The organism is Prosthecobacter fluviatilis, from assembly GCF_055388355.1.
This window is the reverse complement of the sequence record NZ_AP043782.1, coordinates 1,158,716-1,179,043: the sequence shown is the minus strand read 5'-3', so window position 1 is coordinate 1,179,043 and position 20,328 is coordinate 1,158,716. Positions and strand designations below refer to the sequence as shown.

The 20,328-nt window shown below is 64.6% G+C and carries 6 protein-coding genes; 4 read left to right on the top strand and 2 right to left on the bottom strand.

Features of this window, described 5'->3' with window-relative positions:
* Positions 1-42 precede the first annotated feature (42 nt).
* Positions 43-8,643 carry an Ig-like domain-containing protein gene (locus ACZ5WW_RS04350; protein WP_377167387.1) on the top strand — a complete coding sequence of 2,867 codons (8,601 nt, stop codon included), beginning with the start codon at positions 43-45 and terminating at the stop codon, positions 8,641-8,643.
* Between the two features lie 846 nt (positions 8,644-9,489).
* On the opposite strand, the gene ACZ5WW_RS04345 is transcribed toward ACZ5WW_RS04350, so the two are convergent.
* Entirely contained in the window at positions 9,490-10,818 is a 1,329-nt protein-coding gene (locus tag ACZ5WW_RS04345; RefSeq protein WP_377167390.1) for a carbon-nitrogen hydrolase family protein, read from the bottom strand.
* Positions 10,819-10,900: 82 nt separating this feature from the next.
* Positions 10,901-13,654: a zinc-dependent metalloprotease gene (locus tag ACZ5WW_RS04340; protein ID WP_377167393.1), complete on the bottom strand. Its 2,754-nt coding sequence runs from the start codon at positions 13,652-13,654 to the stop codon at positions 10,901-10,903.
* A gap of 199 nt (positions 13,655-13,853) precedes the next feature.
* On the opposite strand from ACZ5WW_RS04340, the gene ACZ5WW_RS04335 reads away from it, so the two are divergent.
* The 3 genes from ACZ5WW_RS04335 (at position 13,854) to ACZ5WW_RS04325 (ending at position 20,320) form a co-directional block, all read left to right on the top strand.
* Positions 13,854-16,019, top strand: a complete 2,166-nt coding sequence (locus tag ACZ5WW_RS04335) for a DUF1549 domain-containing protein (RefSeq protein WP_377167396.1) — start codon at positions 13,854-13,856, stop codon at positions 16,017-16,019.
* A 21-nt stretch (positions 16,020-16,040) separates the two neighbouring features.
* The gene (locus ACZ5WW_RS04330) at positions 16,041-17,336 is read left to right on the top strand and encodes a DUF1501 domain-containing protein (protein ID WP_377167399.1); all 1,296 of its coding nucleotides are present in this window, start codon (positions 16,041-16,043) and stop codon (positions 17,334-17,336) included.
* Positions 17,337-17,428: 92 nt separating this feature from the next.
* A complete protein-coding gene (locus ACZ5WW_RS04325) occupies positions 17,429-20,320 on the top strand; it encodes a hypothetical protein (RefSeq protein WP_377167402.1) in 2,892 nt (963 codons plus the stop codon).
* Positions 20,321-20,328: the final 8 nt, after the last annotated feature.

The window sequence follows — 20,328 nt, the reverse complement described above, 5'->3', positions numbered from 1 at the left end:
TTTCGACAGCGGCTGCGGCATTCAGGGTCTCTGGCTGGGAGCGTGTTCTTACTGCTTTTTCTCCTGGCGGTGGATCTGCGTGCAGACGGCCTCAGCCACGCCCAGGCGGACGCCCTGCTGGCGGAGGCTGCGCGGCTGGCGCCTGCGGCGGAGGCGGTGGTGCTGAACATCGGGGCGGTCTCTCCGGCCGAGTACAGCACCCAGGGGAGCTGGAGCGCCGTCATCCCCTGGACGCCGCACATCCCCACGTCCTGCGCCCTGCTGCCAGACGGGCGGCTGCTGACGTTTGCCTCCAATCAGCGCACCACCTTTCCCGACGGGCCGCAGTTTACCTATGCTGCGGTGTGGGACCCCGCCACGGGCCAGTTTACCGAGATCAACAACGGCCGGCACGACATGTTCTGCGGCGGGCTCTCCTTCCTGCAGGATGGCCGCCTGCTGGTGAATGGTGGCAACGGCATCAACGGCACCACGGCTCTGGCCAGCCTCTTTGACTGGCGCACGAATGAATGGGTGCCCGCGCAGACGATGGCGGACGGGCGGTGGTACAATACGAGCATCGCCCTGCCAAACGGGGAGGTGCTGACCGCTGGCGGCAATGGCGGCGCGAATGGCAACGGCACCATCGAGCAATGGAATGCGAGCAGCGGCTGGCGGCGCATGAGCGGCATCGCGTGGCAGGCGGTGGCCAATCCGCCCATCGCGAATGCCATCGAGACCAACTGGCATCCCTTCTTCCTCGTGGCGCCTGACGGGCGTGTGGCGCACTTCGGCCCGCATCAGGCGCTGGACTGGATCACCGCCAGCGGCACGGGGTCGATGGCACCGGCCGGGGCCAGCATTCCCGGCACACACTACCCCAAGCAGGGAGCCTGGGCCATGTATGCGCCGGGCAAGGTGGTGGTGGCAGGGGGCCTGACGGCCATCGATGACGGAAAGGTGGTGAGCAAGGCCTTCACCGTGGACCTCAATGGCGCCACACCCGTGGTGGCCCCCACCGCGCCGATGGCGAATGCGCGCTCCTTTTCAAACTCCGTCATGCTGCCCAATGGTGAAGTCATGGTGGTGGGTGGCAATACCTCGGGGGAGTTTTTCAGCGATGTGGGCGCAGTGATGACGCCGGAAATCTGGAACCCCGACTCCGGCCAGTGGCGCGGTGTGGCGGACATCTCCGTGCCGCGCAATTACCACTCCCTGGCCATGCTGCTGCCAGACGGCCGCGTGTGGTCGGGTGGTGGCGGCTTGTCGGGCGATGCGCTGACGGATCACCAGGATGCGCAGGTTTTCACACCGCCACAGTTGTTCAATGCAGATGGCACACCTGCCGTGCGGCCCGTCATCACGGCAGCGCCGGACCGCATCGGCCCTGCGTCCATCTTCACCGTGAACGCCAGCGACGGCGTGCAGTACTTCAGCGCCATCAGCATGTCTGCGCAAACGCATTCGGTGGACACAGGGCTGCGGCATGTGCGCTTCACGCATACGAATCCATCGCCAGGCGTGTATGCGGTCACAGCGCCCGCGAGCATCAATGTGCTCACCCCGGGCTACTGGATGATGTTTGCGGTGGATGCGAACGGCGTGTGGTCCGTCGCGCGCATCCTCCAGGTGACGAACTCCACGCTGCCGGTGGTGACGAATCCCGGGCAGCAGAGCGTGACGCAAAACAGCGCGGTCTCCCTGCCCATCAGCGCCAGCGCCACGGGCGGCACACTGAGCTATACCGCCAGCGGCTTGCCCACGGGGCTGGGCATCGATGCCGCCAGCGGCCTCATCTCCGGCACCGTCACCGCTGCACCGGGCACCTACCGCAGCACCGTGCTGGTGACTGCGGCAGGGCAGGTGACCTCCGTTTCCTTCAACTGGATCGTGCTGCTGCCCAATCTCGGCAGCGGCCAGATCATGCGCGAGTACTGGACGGGCATCGGCGGTGTCAGCGTGGCCAGCCTGACCAGCAGCACTGTCTTCCCCGCAAACCCGAACGGGCGCGACCTGCAGCCGTCCTTTGACGCCCCGCAGGACTGGGACGACAACACCGGCCAGCGCATGCGCGGCTTTCTCTACGTGCCTGTCACCGGGCAGTATCAGTTCTTCATTTCCAGCGATGATGAGTCGAGCCTGATGCTGAGCACCGATGCGAATCCCGCCAACGCCGTGGAGATCGCCAGCCAGCCGGGCTACACACCACCTCAGACCTGGACGTGGTATGCGCAGCAGGCCTCCGCGCAGATCCCCCTGCAGGCCGGCAGGCGCTACTACATCGAGGCCCTGGTGAAGGACGGCACCGGGGGAGATCACCTCTCCGTCGGCTGGACAAAGCCGGGGGACGCAGCGGTGTCCATCATCGCAGGCACCTACCTCTCGCCTTACCTCCCCATCGAGAATCCGGTGGTGGCGTGGAGCTTTGATGAAGCGGGCTGGAATGGTACCGCAGGCGAGGTGAAATCCACCGCCGCAGGTCTGGTGGCCATCGCCGGCACGGCAGGCGGCGGAGCGAATACGACGAGCGCCAATCCCGCGCTCAGCGGCAATCCCGGCACGGGCGGCAGCGCGTTGTTCAACGGCACAAGCCAGAGTGTCGTGATGCCTTACAGCGCAGCGCTGAATCCGAACGACTTCACCATCGCCGCGTGGGTGCGGCATGATGCCGCGCTGGGCACGGCGCGCTGCGTGCTCGCCTCGCGGGATGAATCCACCAGCACAAAGAAGGGCTATGGCCTGTGGGTCACGGCGGATGGCTTCTGGCAGCTCCGCACCGGAGCCGATGCCTCCGGCCTGAAAGGCAGCCCGGTCAGCGTGGGGCAGTGGACGCACGTGGCGGCCACCTTCCGCACCACGAGCGCCAGCGGCCAGACTCTCACGGGCCTGCGCCGTTTGTACATCAACGGCAGACTCGTCAACGAAGACACCGGCACCTATGTGCCAAACGCTGCCAACCCCCTCGTCGTGGGCGCCGCCGACAGCCCCGGCACCGCCTTCTTTGCAGGCGCGGTGGATGAGGTCACGCTGCATCAGGCCCCGCTCTCCCAGCCGGACATCCTCGCGCTGCGCGATCTGCGCCATCCCACGGTGGCGCCGCAGAATCAGCCGCCGCAGATCACCAGCCCGGGGGCGCAGGCCTCGCTGCTCGGCGCGGTGGTGTCCTTGCCCGTCACGGCGAACGATCCTGAGAACGATCCCATCACCTTCAGCGCCACCGGGCTGCCCACGGGGCTTTCGATCTCCTCAGCCTCCGGTGTCATCTCAGGCACGGTGACAGCGGCGGGTGCTTTCAATGTCACCGTCACAGTCAGCGATGGCATCAGCACACCGGCCAGCGCCGCCTTTGTCTGGAACGTTACCGCCGGGCTCACGCTGCAGCCGCTGGCCGCCGCACCGAAGGCCACCGGCAGTGCGCTGTCCTTCACCGCCCAATCGGCGAACGGCATCAACACGCGCTACAAGTGGAACTTTGGCGATGGCACGCCCGAGACCGCATGGCTCACGACCACCATCATCGCGCACACCTTTCCCGGGCCGGGGCGTTATCTGGTGACGCTCACCGCCACGGATGATACGGGTCTCATGGTCACCAGCACCTTTTACCAGGCCGTGTATGCCGCACCCACCACGCGCAGGCCTGCCGCCTCCAGCAGCATCGTTTATGAGCACCCCGCCACGGGCAATGACCGCGTCTGGTGCGTGAACCCGGACAACAGCAGCGTCACCGCCTTTGATGCCGTCACGCGCGCCCGCTACGCCGAGATCACCGTGGGCACCGCGCCGCGCAGCCTCGCGCTGGCGCCGGATGGCAGGCTGTGGGTGACGAATCTCGAAGCAGGCACCATCAGCATCATCAGCACCACCAGCCGCACCGTCGTCTCCACCGTCACGCTCGCGTATGGCTCGCGGCCCTTTGGAATTGCCTTTGATCCCGCAGGCACCGCCGCCTGGGTGGCGCTGGAAGGCACCGGCCGCGTGCTGAAGCTGAACCCCTCCACCGGAGCACAGCTCGCCTCGGTGGATGCAGGCGGCCCCGTGCGTCATCTTTCCATTTCCGCCGACGGCGCGCGCGTGTATGCCACGCGCTTCATCACGCCACGTGTGGCCGGTGAAAACACCGCCACTCCGATGCTCCTGGGCGCAGGCGGGCAGGTGGTCGTCATCGGCACGGCGGCGCTTGCCGTGGAACGCACCATTTTGCTCAACCCCAGCACCGCCGCAGACACCGCCACCTCCGCACGCGGCCTGCCGAACTACCTGGGCTCGGCCGTCATCTCGCCAGACGGTCTCTCGGCCTGGGTGCCCTCCAAGCAGGACAACATCCAGCGCGGTGTGCTGCGCGACGGCCTGCCGCTGAACCACGAAAACAGCGTGCGCGCCATCGTCTCGCGCATTGACCTCACCACCCAGGCGGAGCACCTGCCGTCACGGGTGGACATCGACAACGCGGGCATGCCCAGCGCCGCTGTGTATGATCCGTATGGCATCTACGTCTTCACCACGCTGGAGGCCAGCCGCGAGGTGGCCGTGCTGGACGCGTGGTCGCGCAAGGAGATCACGCGCTTTCCCGCAGGCCGTGCGCCGCAGGGACTCGTGCTCTCGCCGGACGGCGGCACGCTGTATGTGCAGAATTTCATGGACCGCACCGTCACCGTGCATGACGTGCGCGGCCTCCTGCAGGGCGGCAGCACCGCACCCGTCACCACGGCCACGCTCAATGCCGTCACCACTGAAAAACTCAGCGCCCAGGTGCTGAAGGGGAAGCAGCTCTTCTACGACGCGCAGGACCCGCGCCTCGCGCTGCAGCAGTACATGAGCTGCGCCGTCTGCCACAACGACGGCGGTCACGACGGCCGCGTGTGGGATCTCACCGGCTTTGGCGAAGGGCTGCGCAACACCATCACGCTGAAAGGCCATGCCAATCACGGCATGCTGCACTGGAGCGGCAACTTTGACGAAGTGCAGGATTTTGAAGGGCAGATACGCAGCCTGGCCGGCGGCACCGGGCTGATGACGGACACGCAGCTCAACACCGGCACGCGCAGCCAGCCGCTGGGAGATCCCAAGGCGGGCGTCAGCGCCGATCTCGATGCGCTGGCCGCGTATGTGAAATCTCTCACCACCAGCGGCACCAGCCCCAGCCGCACCAGCAGCGGCGCGCTGAGCACCGCCGCCACCGCGGGGCAGCAGGTCTTCCGCACGCAAAACTGCGCCTCCTGCCACAGCGGGGTAAACTTCACCAGCAGCGCGCCCAATGTCTTTGCGAACATCGGCACCCTCAAGCCCTCCAGCGGCAAACGCCTCGGCGGCACGCTCACCGGCCTGGATGTGCCCACGCTGCGCGGAAGCTGGGCCACCGCCCCGTATTTGCACGATGGCTCTGCGGCCACGCTGGCAGACGCCATCACCGCGCACCAGGGCGTGACGCTGACGGCCACGGACCTGTCCAGCCTCGTCGCATTCGTGGCCAGCATCGACGATGCACCCACCACCGCGCCGCTGCCCTTCACCCTCGCGCTCAGCACGCCGCTCAGCACCGTGACCACCGCCTTCACCGTGACGGCAACGTTCAGTTCCTCCGCATCGGGCTTCACGCTGGGGGATGTGGCCGTTGCGAATGGTGCCGTCTCCGGCTTCAGCGGCAGCGGCTCCAGCTACACCTTCAAAGTCACCCCCGCCACCGCAGGCGCAGTCACCATCAGCGTCCCCGCCGGTACCGCCACCGACAGCACGAGCCTGGGAAACTCCGCCTCCAATGTGCTCAGCGTGACCTACGCCCCTGTGGACACCACGCCGCCCTCCGTCGTGCTCGCCACACCGGCTGCCGTCGTCGTCGCCCCCTTTGAGGTCACCGCCACCTTCAGTGAAAACGTCACCGGCCTGCTCGCGTCCGAGTTTGTGGCGACCAACGGCACCGTCACCACCCTGTCATCTTCTGGTAGTGTGTGGTCTGCCACCGTCACGCCCACGGCGGCGGGCAAGGTGACGGTGCGGCTGCCCGCAGGCATGGCGCAGGATGCGGCGGGAAATCCGAACACCGTCTCCAATTTGCTCTCGGTCACCTATGCTCCGGTTGTCGCCGGACAGTCGGTCAAACTCCAGGCGGAGGATTTTGACCAGGGCGGGGAAGGGGTGGCCTACCACGATGCGGAGGCCATCAACCTCGGCGCTTACGTCTCCGGCCTCCGCTACCGCGACAGCGGGGTGGACATTGAGCCCTCCAAAGACACCGATGCCACGCCCTCCGTCGGCTGGATCGCCCCGGGCGAGTGGCTGCGCTACACCACGGCGCTCACGGCCGGCACCTACACCCTCAATGTGCGCATGAGCACCCCGTCAGCAGTCCCGGTGCCGGTGCGTGTGCTGATCAATGGCACGCTGGCCAAGACGCTCAGCATCACCAGCTCCGGCAGCTATTACACCTGGAAGACCTACTCCTTCACTGGCGTGACCGTGGCAAACTCAGGTCCGGCGGTCGTGCGCATCGAGTTCCCGAACGGCAACGTCAATTTCAACTGGATGGAGTTTGTCAACACCACCCCGACGCCCGACACCACACCGCCCACCGTGCTGCTCAGCACCTCCGCAGCCAGCGTCACCGGCCCGTTTGTGGTCACGGCCACCTTCAGCGAAAGCGTCAGCGGCCTGCTCGCTTCCGAGTTTGCCGTCAGCAATGGCACGGTCACCGCGCTTTCCGCCGCCGGGGCGGTGTGGTCAGCCACGGTTGCGCCTGCGGCTGCGGGCAGTGTCACTGTCAGCCTGCCGGCCGGCATGGCGCAGGACACGGCGGGAAATCCGAACACCGCCTCCAATCCCGTCACCGTGAGCTACAGTCTGGCCGGTGGCACGCATGGCCTCACCGGGGACTACTACATCGGGAAAAATTTCGAGCAGTTCAGCTTTGCCCGCACAGAGCCCACACTCAACAATGCCTGGGGCACCGGCAGCCCCGACTCACGGATACCTGCCGATGGCTTCAGCGTGCGCTGGCATGGCTGCCTCATCCCGCGTTACACACAGACCTACACCCTCATCCCCGTGACGGATGACGGCGTGCGTCTGTGGGTGAACGGCCAGCTCCTGGTCAATGACTGGAACGACCACGGCGACACCTGGAACAACGGCGTCATCGCCCTGCAGGCGGGCGTGGCCGTGCCCGTGGTGATGGAGTACTACGAAGGCACCGGCGGCGCCACCGCGCGGCTGCTGTGGGAGAGCCCGGGACAGACGCGCGAGGTGATCCCCCAGAGCCAGTGGCTCGTCAGTGCGCCAGGCGCAGCGCCGGCGGCTTCGCCAAACACCATCACACTCGCCTCCCTCACACCCGTCATCCTTTCACTCTCCGGCAATCTGGCCGCGAGCCACTCCGATGAGGACGGCGCCTCAGACCTCCTCGAAGTCGCGCTCGGCACCTCGCTCACCAGCGGCGTCGTCCAGCCGGCCACGGGCTTGCAGGTCGTGGCACGTGGCGGTGGCACCAGCATCGACGCCAGCGTGCTGCGCCCGTCAGGGCAGGGGGCGTTCACCTTCACGCTGGAAAGCAGCGGCGACCTCGCCACCTGGACCCCGCTCAGCGTGACGCCCACCGTCACCAGCCAGGGCGGCGGCTGGGAGCGCGTGACCTGGCCAGACCTGCAGAGTCTGCCGGGCCAGAGCCTCGCGCGCGGCATCGTGCGTCTGCGCATCACGCAGGCAGGCGGTGGCAGCAGCACCACCACGCCGGTGGGCTGGCAGCAGACCGCTCTGAATTCCGGCACGCAGAGCTTCGGCCTCAATCTCACCCATCAGGCGCTTTTCACCGGCCGCATCAGCGCAGCAGGTGCCACCGGCGTCACTCTCGGCGAGCAAACCTCCGTGGTGTCCGTCATGGACCCCGCCCGGAGCTACTACCTTGAGATTCTCAGCGGCCCGCAGGCCGGGCACCGCCTGGATCTCCAGGGCATCACCTCCACGGCCTGCGTCGTTGCCGCAGACTCTCCATGCACCACGCTGCCAGCCAGCGCCATCGCCGGTCTGACCGGGGCTCTCGTGAGCCTGCGCCCGCACCGCACCCTGGGCGAGGTCTTTGATCCCGCCCTCTTTCAGGGCGGCCCCACCTCCGCCAGCGCCGACCAGGTCCTGTTTTACGCACCCGCAGGCTACGTCCCCTGCTGGCTCTACGCCTCCGGCGGCATACGCCAGTGGGTGCCTGAAGGCGTCAGCCACGAAAGCGTGAATGACACTCTCATCCCACCCGGCACGGGCGTCATGCTGCAGATCGCCCGCCCCGCGCCCGCCCCTCTGCTCACCACCGGAAGTGTGCGCACCACGCCTTTCGCCCGTCCGTTGCAGGCGGGGTACAACCTCTTTGCCAATCCCTGGCCGCTCGACACCACACCCGCCAGAGCTGGCCTGACGTCTTCCGCCCTCGTGGCCAGCACCTCCATCGCCCTGGCGGACCAGCTGCAGCTTTGGAAAGGAGACACTGCCGCCGCCGCGACCGGCTACCAGGGCTTCTGGCTCTTCCAGCTTCCCGGCATGCCTGCGCCCCTCTGGGTTTCGCTGGCAGATGCCACCATGCAATCTCTGAACAACACCCCCCTCCTGCGCGCCGGACGCGCCACCTTCATCAAGGCCCAGCCCAGAGGCAGCCGCCCGGTGTGGATGGTGCCAGCCCCATGAGCGGCGGCCCTGCCTGCACCAGACCTCCTTTCAGCGGCTAAGGGACTCATACCACGGACAGTTGAAAACGGGTCTTATGGATGTAAGCCAGCATCCCATGCGGCTAGCCAGCGCTCTGGCGGAGAGGGATCGTCCCGATCCCTCACGCTCACGCATCGCCCTGCATACTCGTGCCTCCGCAAAGCCGAGCCTCCCTCATCATCCAGCGCTCTCGCACATCCGCGAATACGCTGCAGGTGGGGGGATCAAGATGATCCCCCTCCGTCGCTGCGGCGAAGCCTCTGGCGGAGTGGGATCGTCCCGATCCCACAGGCTCCCGCTTCATCCAGCGCCATCGCACATCAGCGAACACGTTGCAGGTGGGGGGATCAAGATGATCCCCCTCCGTCGCTGCGGCGAAGCCTCAGGCGGAGTGGGATCGTCCCGATCCCACAGGCTCCCGCTTCATCCAGCGCTCTCGCACATCCGCGAACACGCTGCAGGTGGGGGGATCAAGATGATCCCCCTCCGTCTCTGCGGCGAAGCCTCTGGCGGAGTGGGATCGTCCCGATCCCACAGGCTCCCGCTTCATCCAGCGCCATCGCACATCCGCGAACACGCTGCAGGTGGGGGGATCAAGATGATCCCCCTCCGTCTCTGCGGCGAAGCCTCTGGCGGAGAGGGATCGTCCCGATCCCTCACGCTCCCGCATCGCCCTGCATACTCGTGCCTCCGCAAAGCCGAGCCTCCCTCATCATCCAGCGCTCTCGCACATCCGCGAACACGCTGCAGGTGGGGGGATCAAGATGATCCCCCTCCGTCAGCTCGTGCCTCCACCTTTAGACCCGTTTTTAACAGATCGTGGTATCACTCCTTGAGCGCCGGAGGCCGGTGGCTCTGGATCTGCGCCTTGAAGTCCCCAAGGCTGTTCCAGTGCGTGGGCGCGTTGAGATCCACCTCCGTGATGGCCAGCGTGCCAAACTCCTCCGCCTTGGCCAGCACATCGCCGTAGTGGTCGAAGATGCCTGAGATCATCCACTCGTTCTTGCGGGAGTCCGTGTAGGTGCTGCTGACGATGTAAACGTGGTTTTCGCAGGCACGCGCAGCAGCGAGCATGGGATTGCAGCCCCACACCGGCCACGCGATGACCTCCGCACCTTTGATCGTGAGGGCGCGGGCGACTTCCGGGAAGAAGCCGTCGTAGCACACCATCATGCCCACCTTGCCAAAGCGGGTGTCAAACACCGGGTAGTCATGACCGGGGGTGATGCCCGCCTCGATCTCTCCACGCGGCAGCGTCACCTTGCGGTACTTGCCCACCAGCGTGCCGTCTGGGCCGAGAAGCGCGGCGGTGTTGTACAGCGTCTTGCCCTCGCGCTCCACCAGTCCGGCCACGATGTAGAGATGGTGCTCCTTGGCCAGTTTGCCAAAGTACTCCGTGCTCGGTCCGGGCACAGGCTCGGCACACTCGGCCATCGTCTTGCCGGTGCCGTAGTAGGTCAGCGTCTCGCCGAGCACCACAAGGTCCGCCTTCTGTTGCGCGGCCTGCGCGATGAGCGGCGCATACTGCGGCGGTTTGTCAGCGGGGTTCTTGCCGTCCTTCGGCTGCAGGTGGATCGTCGCCAGCCTGACCTTGCGCGGGGCTGGGGCGGGCACGGCTGCGAATGAAACATCGCTCCACTCCACACGCGCATTCGCGGCCCATTGCAGGTAGAGCTCGATCTTTGCCTGCTTCGCCTTCGCCGGCGCGCGCAGGGTGCTCTCACAATGAATCCACTGCTTGGGCTCCCCGTCTGGTACATTCGGATACTCCGGCTCCGCTCGCGGCACGGTGCCTTTGGCGTAGCCTTGCTTGGCAGGCTCCTCCCAGCTCACAGGCTTGCCGTTTTCATCCTGCCAAAGAATGCGTGCATACACACTGCGGCGCGCCGTGGGCATGGTGCTGGCTTTTTTCCATGCGCTGAACTGGTAGTGCTTTCCACCCTCCACCGGCAGCGTGTGCGTCCAGCAGCCGATCCACTGCTCTCCCTCGCCGGTTTCAAGAATCAGTGCTCCCTTGCCATCATGCCCGCCCGTCTGGCTGGTGCTCGCAGCAGGCTTCGCCTCATCACGCGGAGACCACAGCACCCAGCCGTCTGAAAACGCCGCATGGGAAGCGGTGGCAAGGAGGCAGAGGAGGGTGGTGAGGGATTTCATGCGGGAGGGTACGTCGGCTGGTGCCGCAGTCTTGTGCGGCACCATCGCGAACCTCTCTTTTGTCCATGGCTTTGAAGCCCGCCTACTTCTCATCCAGCCCGCGGCGGATGCGGTACTTGATCGCAAGCTGATGCGCCGGGGAGTTCGCAAAGGTGAGGCCCTTGATGCGCTCCAGCTGCAGCAGCGCCACGCTTTGCACGGCATGGTAGTAGCCGCCGTTGTGGGCGATGTTGAGCAGGCGGTTGATGTAGTCGAGCTGCAGGTTCTGGCGTGCGATGCTCACCGGCTTGGCGGGGTCGTCCCCGGTGCAGATGGCCGTCGTCAGTGTGTTCATCACTTCATCCAGGCTCAGCTGGTTGCCGTACAGCGTGGTGTCCTCGATGCGCTGCAGCGTGCGGGCGTGCAGGAGCTGATCGAGCAAGGAGCGCTGGATCTGGAACACACGCTCATGCAGCTTGGGGTCCTCCCCTTCATCACGGTGGTCAAAGCCACGGCGCTGCAGCTGCAGGTGCGCGTAGAGCTCCGGCGGTCCGGCCAGTGCGTCAGGCGCAAAGGCGTGCTTTGCCAGCGCTGCCAGGGCCTGGCGCTGCTTGTCCGCCTCCACGGGCTTGAAGGGCACTGTGCCCGGGGCCTGGCCCTGCACCGCACGCTCCACATACACACCGCCCACGTAGCGCGAAATGGCGTTGAGCGAGCTGCTGGCCTCCTTTGTCAGCGAGGCAAAGGCCTGTGAGACCTCCTGCCAGCTTTTGCCAGGATCTGACACATCTTTCATGATGTTGCCGATCTCGGTGCGCACGATCTCACAGCGCTGCTCGCCGTAGCTGATGGCGTCGCTGCTCATGTCATAGAGCATGGCGCGCGGGTCGATGGCCTTGCCGGGGGCGCGCATGTCGTCGGCGTCATTGGCAAAGGCCAGCTCCGGCTTGTGGGAGTTTGCGGCGATCTCTTCGAGGCGCTTCGCCTCCTCCACGGGGTCTTCCAGCGCCTCGCTGTAGCCGTAGTTGATCACCCAGTGGTCATACGGGCCGGGCTTGGTGGTGAAGTACTGGCCCTGCTTCACGCCTTTCGGCGCGATGTTCACGGGCGGGTAGTCCATCACGGAGCCGGTGAGGCCGGTCTTCTCGGTGATCTCGGCATTGTGGATGTCCTTCAGGCTGTGAAGCTGGCTGCCACGGAAGTTGTGGTTCAGCCCCAGCGTGTGCCCCACCTCGTGCAGGCAGAGGTAGTAGAGCGATTCCTTGATCAGCCGGTCCATCTCCACGCGGTCGCTCTTCTGCAGCCGCAGCATGGTCTGGCCAAACTGCAGGCCGTTGCGTGCGGAGCCGCAGGCGTCGCACGCAGCGGGGTCAAAGGCCTTGGTGCCGGCTTCGGTCCCCAGATCCGCAAAGAGCTTCTTTGTCAGCAGCCGCTTGGTGATGAAGCTGTACTCCAGCATGATGTCTGCGCCGAGGATCTCTCCGGTGCGCGGATTGGCAAAGCTGGGGCCGTAGCCGCCGAAGGGGGGGGCCACACTGCTGGTCCAGCGCAGCACGTTGTGCTCGATGTCATCTGCACTCCACTTGGCATCATCGGGCTGCTGCTTGACGACGACGGCGTCTTTGAAGCCGGCAGTTTCAAAGGCTTCGTTCCACTTCAGCACGGCGGTGCGGATGGTGTCGCGGAACTCCACGGGCGTGGTGTTTTCGATCCAGAAGACGATGGGCTCCACGGGCTCGCTCAGCGCGGTGCCGGGCTTCTGCTTCACCAGCCGCCAGCGGTGGATGACATCGCGGTAGGGCGCGACATCGGTGCTCGTCATGTCCGTGATCTGGTGCGTGAAGTAGCCGATGCGCGGGTCGTCCAGGCGCGGCTTGTAGTCGCTCTCCGGCATGGCGATCAGCGTGTGCTGCACCTTGACCGTGATGTAGCGTGCGTTGGCCACATCAGCTTCAGTTTCCCAGGTGGGGGTGGGGTTTTCAAACACGTACTCCGTCGTGACGGCGGTGTTCTTCGGGTAGCCGTTGATGCGCAGGATCTTGGACTTGGTCTCGGAGAGCCTGCCCAGCACCGCCTTGTCTCCGCCGCTGTGGCTGAACTTCACCTGCGCCAGGCTTTCGCGCAGAAACAGGTTCGTGCACGGAATGAGGTAGCCCTCCTCGTCCTCAGCCGCGATGGTCTCGCTGTTCAGGATGGCGCTGCTGGTGTTGGCCTTGTCCGCCTTGGCCAGCGCGTTCTGCGGATCGAAGTAGAGCTTGGTGTTCTGCTCGATGAGCTCGATGCGGTCAAAGATCTTGCGCAGCGTGAAGACCAGCGAGTCGCCGTAGCGGCCGCGATTGTGGCCGGAGGCCACGGGGCCGTCCACGCTGTGGTTGAAGTAGATGAACTCCGGGCCGAGCTGGCTTTTCTGAACATAGAGCCACGGGCTGCCATGCTCAAAGTCCAGGTAGGTGCGGAACAGGCCGTCGATGCGCTTGAAGGTCTTGGTGAATTCCGCGACGCTTTTGCGCTTGGGCTTGTTGTCCGCGTCCGTGCTGCTCTTGGTCAGGCTGGTGGTCTGTGGCGCAGCGGGTGCGGGTGGCGTCTGCGCCGGGGCGGAGGGCTGTGCCGGTGGCGTCGGCGCTGGCTTGGCAGGTTCCGGCTTGGCGGGCTCGGGCTTCGCAGGGTCAGGCTTGGGCTCCGGCTTCGGATCGCGCTGCGGTTCCGGTTTGGGCTCAGGCTTGGCAGGCTCGGGTTTGGCAGGAGCAGGCTTGGGAGCGGGTTTGGGTTCCGGTTTGCCCTCGGCTGCCGCGGGCAGTTCGCACAGGGACAGAAGCAGGGCGGGGCAGGCGATCAGGAAGCGGCGTGGCAGGAGCATGCAGGGCGGTTGGGTTGGTCGTTTCGATCTTAAAACTACCCGACACAACGGCTCAGCCGCCAGATCATTGTATAAATTTGTGCGTGCCGGGCGGCTGGGGCGGTGTCGCGGCCTCCGCCATACACTTTTCACATTTAATGGTAAGAAGCAGGGAAGCCTCACGTTTCTGCGCCGGACGCCCCCTTAGCCCCTTTTGCATATGACCTCACTCCGCCTCCTCTCCGCGTGCCTGCTCGCCACCGCCACGCTGCAAGCGGCCCCTCTGCCAGAAAGCCAGAAGATCGACCAGCTTCTCAGCAAAGACTGGGAAAAGGCCGGCCTGAAGCCCAACCCGCCCGCCAGCGACGAGGTGCTGGTGCGTCGGCTCTACCTCGACATCGCCGGGCGCATCCCCACCCTGGAGGAGGCGCAGGCCTACATCAGCTCCAAGGACCCGCAGAAGCGTGGCAAGCTCATCGACACCCTCCTGGCCTCCGACGGCTACACCAGCCACATGTTCAACTACTGGGCCGATGTACTGCGCCTGACGGACAACGTGAAGGGCCGCATCACTGCCGAGGCTTATGAGGAATGGCTCAAGCAGCAGGTCAAAGCCAACGTGCCGTATGACAAGTTCGTGAAAAACCTCCTCACCACCGACGGCGGTGTGTGGGACAGCGGCAGCATCGGCTTCTGGCAGCGGGATGAAAACAAGCTCGACCACCTCGCCTACACCGTGCAGGTCTTTCTGGGCACCAGCATCGTCTGCGCGCAATGCCACAACCACCCTTTCGACAAATGGTCGCAGATGGACTACTACCACATGGCCGCCTTCACCTACGGCATGGACACCAAGAGCCGGGGGCTGGACTTCAAAAGCAGCGCCAGCAAGAGCATGGAGCTGGACAAGAAGACCGTGCAGGCCATGAGCGCCGCCGAAAAGAAAGCCTACCGTGCCAAAATGCAGGCCGAGAAAAAGGCCGAGGAATCCAAGATCAGCAAAGAGGACATGGCGCAGGTCAAGCGGGCCATGCAGGACGTCATGAAACCCCTGCGCTACACCAGCGCCGAGTGGCAGGAAGGCAGGCTGCCCTCCCTCCCTGCAGACTACAAATACCCCGATGCCAAGCCCGGCCAGAAGGTGGAGCCCAAGACCATGTTTGGCCAGGACGCCGTGCTCAAGCCCGGCCAGACGCAGCTCGCCGCCTTTGCCGACTGGATGACCAGCCCGGAGAATCCGCGCTTCACCACCGTCATCGCCAACCGCATGTGGAAGAAAGCCTTCGGCGTGGGTCTGATCGAGCCCGTGGATGAAATGACCGACAGCACCGTGGCCAGCAATCCGGCGCTGATGGACTACCTCACCCAGCTCATGGTCGAAAAGCAGTACTCCCTCAAATCCTTCCTCCGCGTGCTCTACAATACCGACACCTACCAGCGTGCCGCCACGGCAAACGAGGTGCCGCTTGGGGAGACCTACCACTTCACCGGCCCCATCCTCCGCCGCATGAGCGCGGAGCAGATCTGGGACTCCTTTGTCACGCTCTCCAAGGGCAACGTGGATGACAGCGTCGATGATGAAAACGCCCGCCTGCACCAGTATCTCGACGATCTCTCCATGTTCCTCGGCACCGTCAAATCCAAGGGGGCGGAGGGGCTGGTGCAGATCGCCAAGGAGGGGCGGGCCAAGCTGGATGCTAACCAGAAACGCATAGACGAGATGAAGGCGAAGCTCGAAGCCGACAAGGCCAAGGGCATCGACACCACGGCGGAGGCGAAGAAGCTGGCCAAGGAAGCCAGCGCCCTTCGCAAGTCCTCGGAGAAGGACATCCTCGTCGCCCTGCTGGGCAAGGAACGCGCGGATGACCTGCGCCAGGGCTACCGCCCCGAGAAACCGGCGCAGGAAAAGCGCCCGCAGGTCGATCCCAAGACGCTCGCCTCCATGACCAAGGAACAGCGCAAGGACTTCCTGAAGAACTACAAGCGTGGCAGCAACGGCAAGGACGCCATGGGCCTCACCTCCCGCGCCTCCGAGCAGCCCAGCCCCGCACGCCCCGGCACCTTCCTGCGCACCTTTGGCCAGAGCGATCGCGAGCTCATCCAGAACGCCAGCGACGACGCCTCCGTGCCCCAGGCGCTCACACTTCTCAACGGCCCCGCTGCCGATGTGCTCAGCAACCCGGCCTCCAAGCTGAACCAGGCCATTGCCCATGCGTCATCGCCCGCGCAGAAGATCGACACTCTCTACCATGCGCTGCTCAGCCGTGCGCCCACGGCCAGTGAGAAGGCCATCCTCGACACCGTCATCAAGGAGCGCGGAGACAAGGCCGTGGCGGACGTCACCCACGCGCTCATCACCGGCTCGCAGTTTCTTTTTGTCCAGTAATTCCCCACCCACGCGCCCCCCATGAAAACGCTTCTCAACTCCTGTGACGATGTCACCCGCCGTGACTTTGCCAAAAACATCGCCAAGACCTGCCTGGGCGTCACCGTGATGAGCGCCCTCGCACCGCGCGGCTATGCTGCCTTTGAAGGCTCCAGCAAGGCGAAGCAGGCCGCCACGGCCAAGCGCGTCATCTATCTGTACATGTCCGGCGGCATGACGCACCTGGACACCTTTGGCTGCGTCCCCGGTGCAGACACCATGGGCGGCACCAAGACCATTCCCACCAGCGCAGACGGCGTGCAGATCGGCGAGCTGCTGCCGCACACCGCGAAGATGATGCACCGCGGTGCCATCATCAATTCGCTCACCTCCACCCAGGGCGCGCATGCCCAGGGCAATTACTTCCAGCACACCAGCTACACCATGCGCGGTGCCACGCGGCACCCCACGCTGGGCGCCTGGATGCAGAAGTTTCAGGGAAAGGGGAATGCCGACCTGCCCGGCTCCGTCATCATCACGGGGGACAGCAAGCATCCCGGCGGTGGTTTCTTTGAGGCCGCGTATCAGCCGCTCATTCTCAACGATCCCTCCAAAGGCCTGCAAAACAGCCACCGCCCTGCCGCGCTGAGCGAAAGCGACTTTGACTACCGCCTCGGCCTCTCCGCCAAGCTCGACCAGAGCTTCCAGCAGTCCTACAACTACAAAAACGTGAAGGCCTATGCCGACGTTTACAAAGACGCGATCAAGGTGATGAAGAGCGAAGACCTGGAGGCCTTTGATCTCAGCAAGGAATCTGCCGAAACGCATGCGGAATACGGTCCGGGCAATTTTGCCCAGGGCTGCCTCCTGGCCCGCCGCCTTGTCGAGCACGGTGTGCGCTTTGTGGAGGTGAACCTCGGCGGCTGGGACATGCACCAGGACATCGGTGCACGCCTGCCAGAACGCTGCGGCGATCTCGACCAAGCCCTCGGCACCCTCCTCACCGACCTCGAACGCCGCGGCCTGCTGGATGACACCCTCGTCGTCCTCACCTCCGAATTTGGCCGCACCCCGAAGATCAACCAAAACGAAGGCCGCGACCACTATCCCAAAGCCTTCAGCTCCGTCCTCTGGGGCGGCGGCATTGCCGGTGGCCAGGTCTATGGCAAGACGGACAAAGGCATCGAAGTCACCGAAAACAAAGTCAGCGTCCCCGACTTCAACGCCACCATCGCCTACGCGCTCGGCCTGCCGCTGGATCTGGTTCTCTATTCCAGCACCAAGCGTCCCTTTACCGTGACCGACAAGGGGCAGCCCATTACTAGCTTGTTTGCTTAGGTGGGGTGAGTTTCTGATGTGGGATGATTCATCATTTTTTTGCGGCTTTTTATCGACAAAATTTTTCGCTCTGATCAAGATGGCGAAAAATCATGCGATTCAGAAAGGCGCTGCTCAAGCTTAAGGTTCTTGCCAGTCTTCTGTGGGCTCTGCCCGTGGTGGGCGCGGAGCTTTCCGATGAGCAGCTCCGCAGCGGGCTGACGCAGCTCGCCTCCCTGCTGGCGGTGGATGTGCCGAAGGATGCGCGCTGGGTGCTCGTCGAGAGCCAGGGACGGCGCTTTGGCATCTTCGCGCAGGAGGAGGATGTCTTCCGCACCGAGGGCAACGCCTTCCTCTTTGATGAAAAGCCCGGCTCCGAGGCCCGCGTGCTCATCCTGTATGCAGGCTCGGTTTTCACGGTCTATGCAGAGCGGGAAGGGGGAGGTCCCGTGCGGGAGCCGCAGGAGATGCAGGAGCAGAGATTCAGCGCCACCTGGAAAAAGGCGGACGTGGCCAAGGATGTGGCGGCGGCAGCGGAGTGGCTGAAGAAAGAAGCCAGCCGTGTCAAACCCGGCACTGCCGCGACTCAGATGAACGGGCGGGGGTTTGACGATGACGGCAGCGCCAACCAGCTGCTGCTGCACCAGCAGACAGCCCTCCTGTGGGCCTCCGTCCTGCTGCATACGGGGCATGAGCCCGAGGCCCTCTCGCTCGCCCATGCGGCAATGACCAACGCCGATGAAACCCGCCGCAAGCAGCTGCTCGACGGCTGTTTTGACCGCCGGGCCAACCAGGCCTTTCAGCAGGTGATGAAGGATTTCAACGGGCAGCACGACTGGAGCAAGCTGCGCGACGCGCTGGCCAAACTGGTGAGCCAGTACCCGCTCGGCTGGCAGCTCCGCGACGCGGTGCGTGTGCTGCTGCACAACGTCACCGAACGCGCCAAGCTGCCCGCCGCGCCGCCGCTCAAGACTCTGCGCGCGCTCTCTGACGCAGACCAGAAAGTGCTGCTGGCGTGGCTGAAGGAGCTCGAAGACGGCAAGCAGATCGAATACTCGCGCTGGTCCCTGCCTGAGACAGCGGGTGAAGATGGCGAGGAGCGTCGGTTCAATCAGGTCGCGCATGCGGCCTTCCCGCGCAGCCATGGACTGGCCGCCATTCCTCTGCTGACGGCGCTGCTGGGGGATGACACCCTGACGCTTGTGGATTTGAACCAAGGGCAGGGGATGGAGTTCGGCAGCCACTACTATGGCGGGGGCGATGAGGATGCAGTCACAAAGCTGCAGCGTGCCTACGAACGGCTGCCCAAGCCCAAGACCCGCGCCGAGCTGGCCTGGATGCTTTTGGCGCGAGTGCTGCCGAGAGACCTGCTCAACTCAAACTCTGAAAATCACAAGGAAATGGCGGGTGAGATCCTCTCCTGGTACACCAGCCTCAAGGACGCTCCTCCGGCGGAGCTGGCGCTCGCCTATCTGGAGGCGGGGGAGAACGACCAGAACATCCTCAAACTGGCGCTGGAAGTGACCGATCCGAAAAAGTTCGCCCGGCTGGAAAACAGCATGCTCGAGCAGGCTCAAATCTATGACCTGAGCAATTTGGTCCCCTTTGTGGAAAAGCTTGGTCCTGAAAAAGCGCCCGCTTTTGTGAAGAAAGTGCGCCAGAAGCTGGAGGGTGAACTCAGCCGCTATGGCTCCGCAGATGATCAGAGCCAGCAGCGCAAGCAGATGGAGTCCAACCTCAGGCGCCTGGAAACAGCGGCCAGCGGGCAGAAGAAGAAGCCGGAGATCAAAGAGGTGCTGGCGGTGCTCGCGGCCTACGATCCGGCAGAGCCCACTGAGGACCAGATGGAAGTGCGGGAGGCCTATGAGGAGTTCTCCAAGCTCATGCAGAAACGGTCTGCCAGTGAGCGCCTCGAACTGATCTTCGCAGCGCTGCCGGATTTCAAGTCCGCGGCGCTGGCGGTGAACCTGCTTCAGTTCGCCTTGCGTGCAGATCAGGCGGAGGGCGGGGAAAAGCTCAGGCCTGAGCAGCGGCAGGCGCTGCTGGAGCGCACCCGGCCGCAATGGCAGAAGCTGCTGGATGCTTCGGCGAAAGACGCCGCAGAGTCGAATGACGAGCCGGAAAGACTGCTCATCCTGACCGTGTCGGTGCTCGAAGACATGGTGACTGGGGAGGATCAGCGTGGCGAGCTCTCCCAGTTATCCCTTCTGGGAAGCCGGGGCGCCGCCATTCTCCGGCAGCGCGCCACCACCTTGCTTGCCGGGCAGAAGGTGGAGCCGCTGCCAAGTGCTGCCGCCATCAAAGCCGATGAGCGCCAAAAACTCCTCGATCAATGGAGCAAGAAGTCGGCGGAAGAAATCAGCCGTGGTCTGGAGACGCTTCCTGTGGACCAGCTGCTGGCGCTCAATGAAACACTCGCCCGCGCATCGGACCTGCCCGGCAGCTTCAAGGAATATGCAGGCCTCATTCAAACGGTGCAGATCAAAGCCGTGGCAGATGCCGCTCCCTGGCAGGCGTTTCGGGGCAAGGCATGGAGCAAGGACACACTCGTGGCTCTCGCCAGGCAGGTGTCCTCCTACGGCGGAGGGCGGCTCGTGGTCCAGCTTCAGCGTGGTGCGCCGCTTTTCGGCTTCAATCTTCAGGTGAGCGAAGTGCCGAAATTCAAAGGCCTGTGGCAGGCGCAGCAGTTGGAACGAACAGCTGAAAATTTGGGCGGGAAGCTTCCCAAACTCGGCAACCGCCTTTCTGCCGCCAGCTTTCAGCAGGCGCGTGCCAATGCCCAATGGCTGTGGCTGGACTCGCCCAAGGTCGAGGCAGTCAAGGAAACCCCCAAAGCCGGGGACGATGACGATGAAGCAGCCGAGTCACTTCAGGAAATGCGCGAGGAGGAGCAGACGGCATGGAAGGCTCTGACCCAGGCTGTGGAAAATCCCAAAGCAGTTCCCACCCAGATCATCTTTATCGGCGCTCCCACCACCGCACTCGTCAAGAAAGACAAAGACTAACCGCCCCA

Coding starts and splice junctions, on each gene's coding strand:
- ACZ5WW_RS04345 (WP_377167390.1), bottom strand. CDS start 10,818: ATGAAATCCCTCACCACCCTCCTCTGCCTCCTTGCCACCGCTTCCCAT.
- ACZ5WW_RS04340 (WP_377167393.1), bottom strand. CDS start 13,654: ATGCTCCTGCCACGCCGCTTCCTGATCGCCTGCCCCGCCCTGCTTCTG.
- ACZ5WW_RS04335 (WP_377167396.1), top strand. CDS start 13,854: ATGACCTCACTCCGCCTCCTCTCCGCGTGCCTGCTCGCCACCGCCACG.
- ACZ5WW_RS04330 (WP_377167399.1), top strand. CDS start 16,041: ATGAAAACGCTTCTCAACTCCTGTGACGATGTCACCCGCCGTGACTTT.
- ACZ5WW_RS04325 (WP_377167402.1), top strand. CDS start 17,429: ATGCGATTCAGAAAGGCGCTGCTCAAGCTTAAGGTTCTTGCCAGTCTT.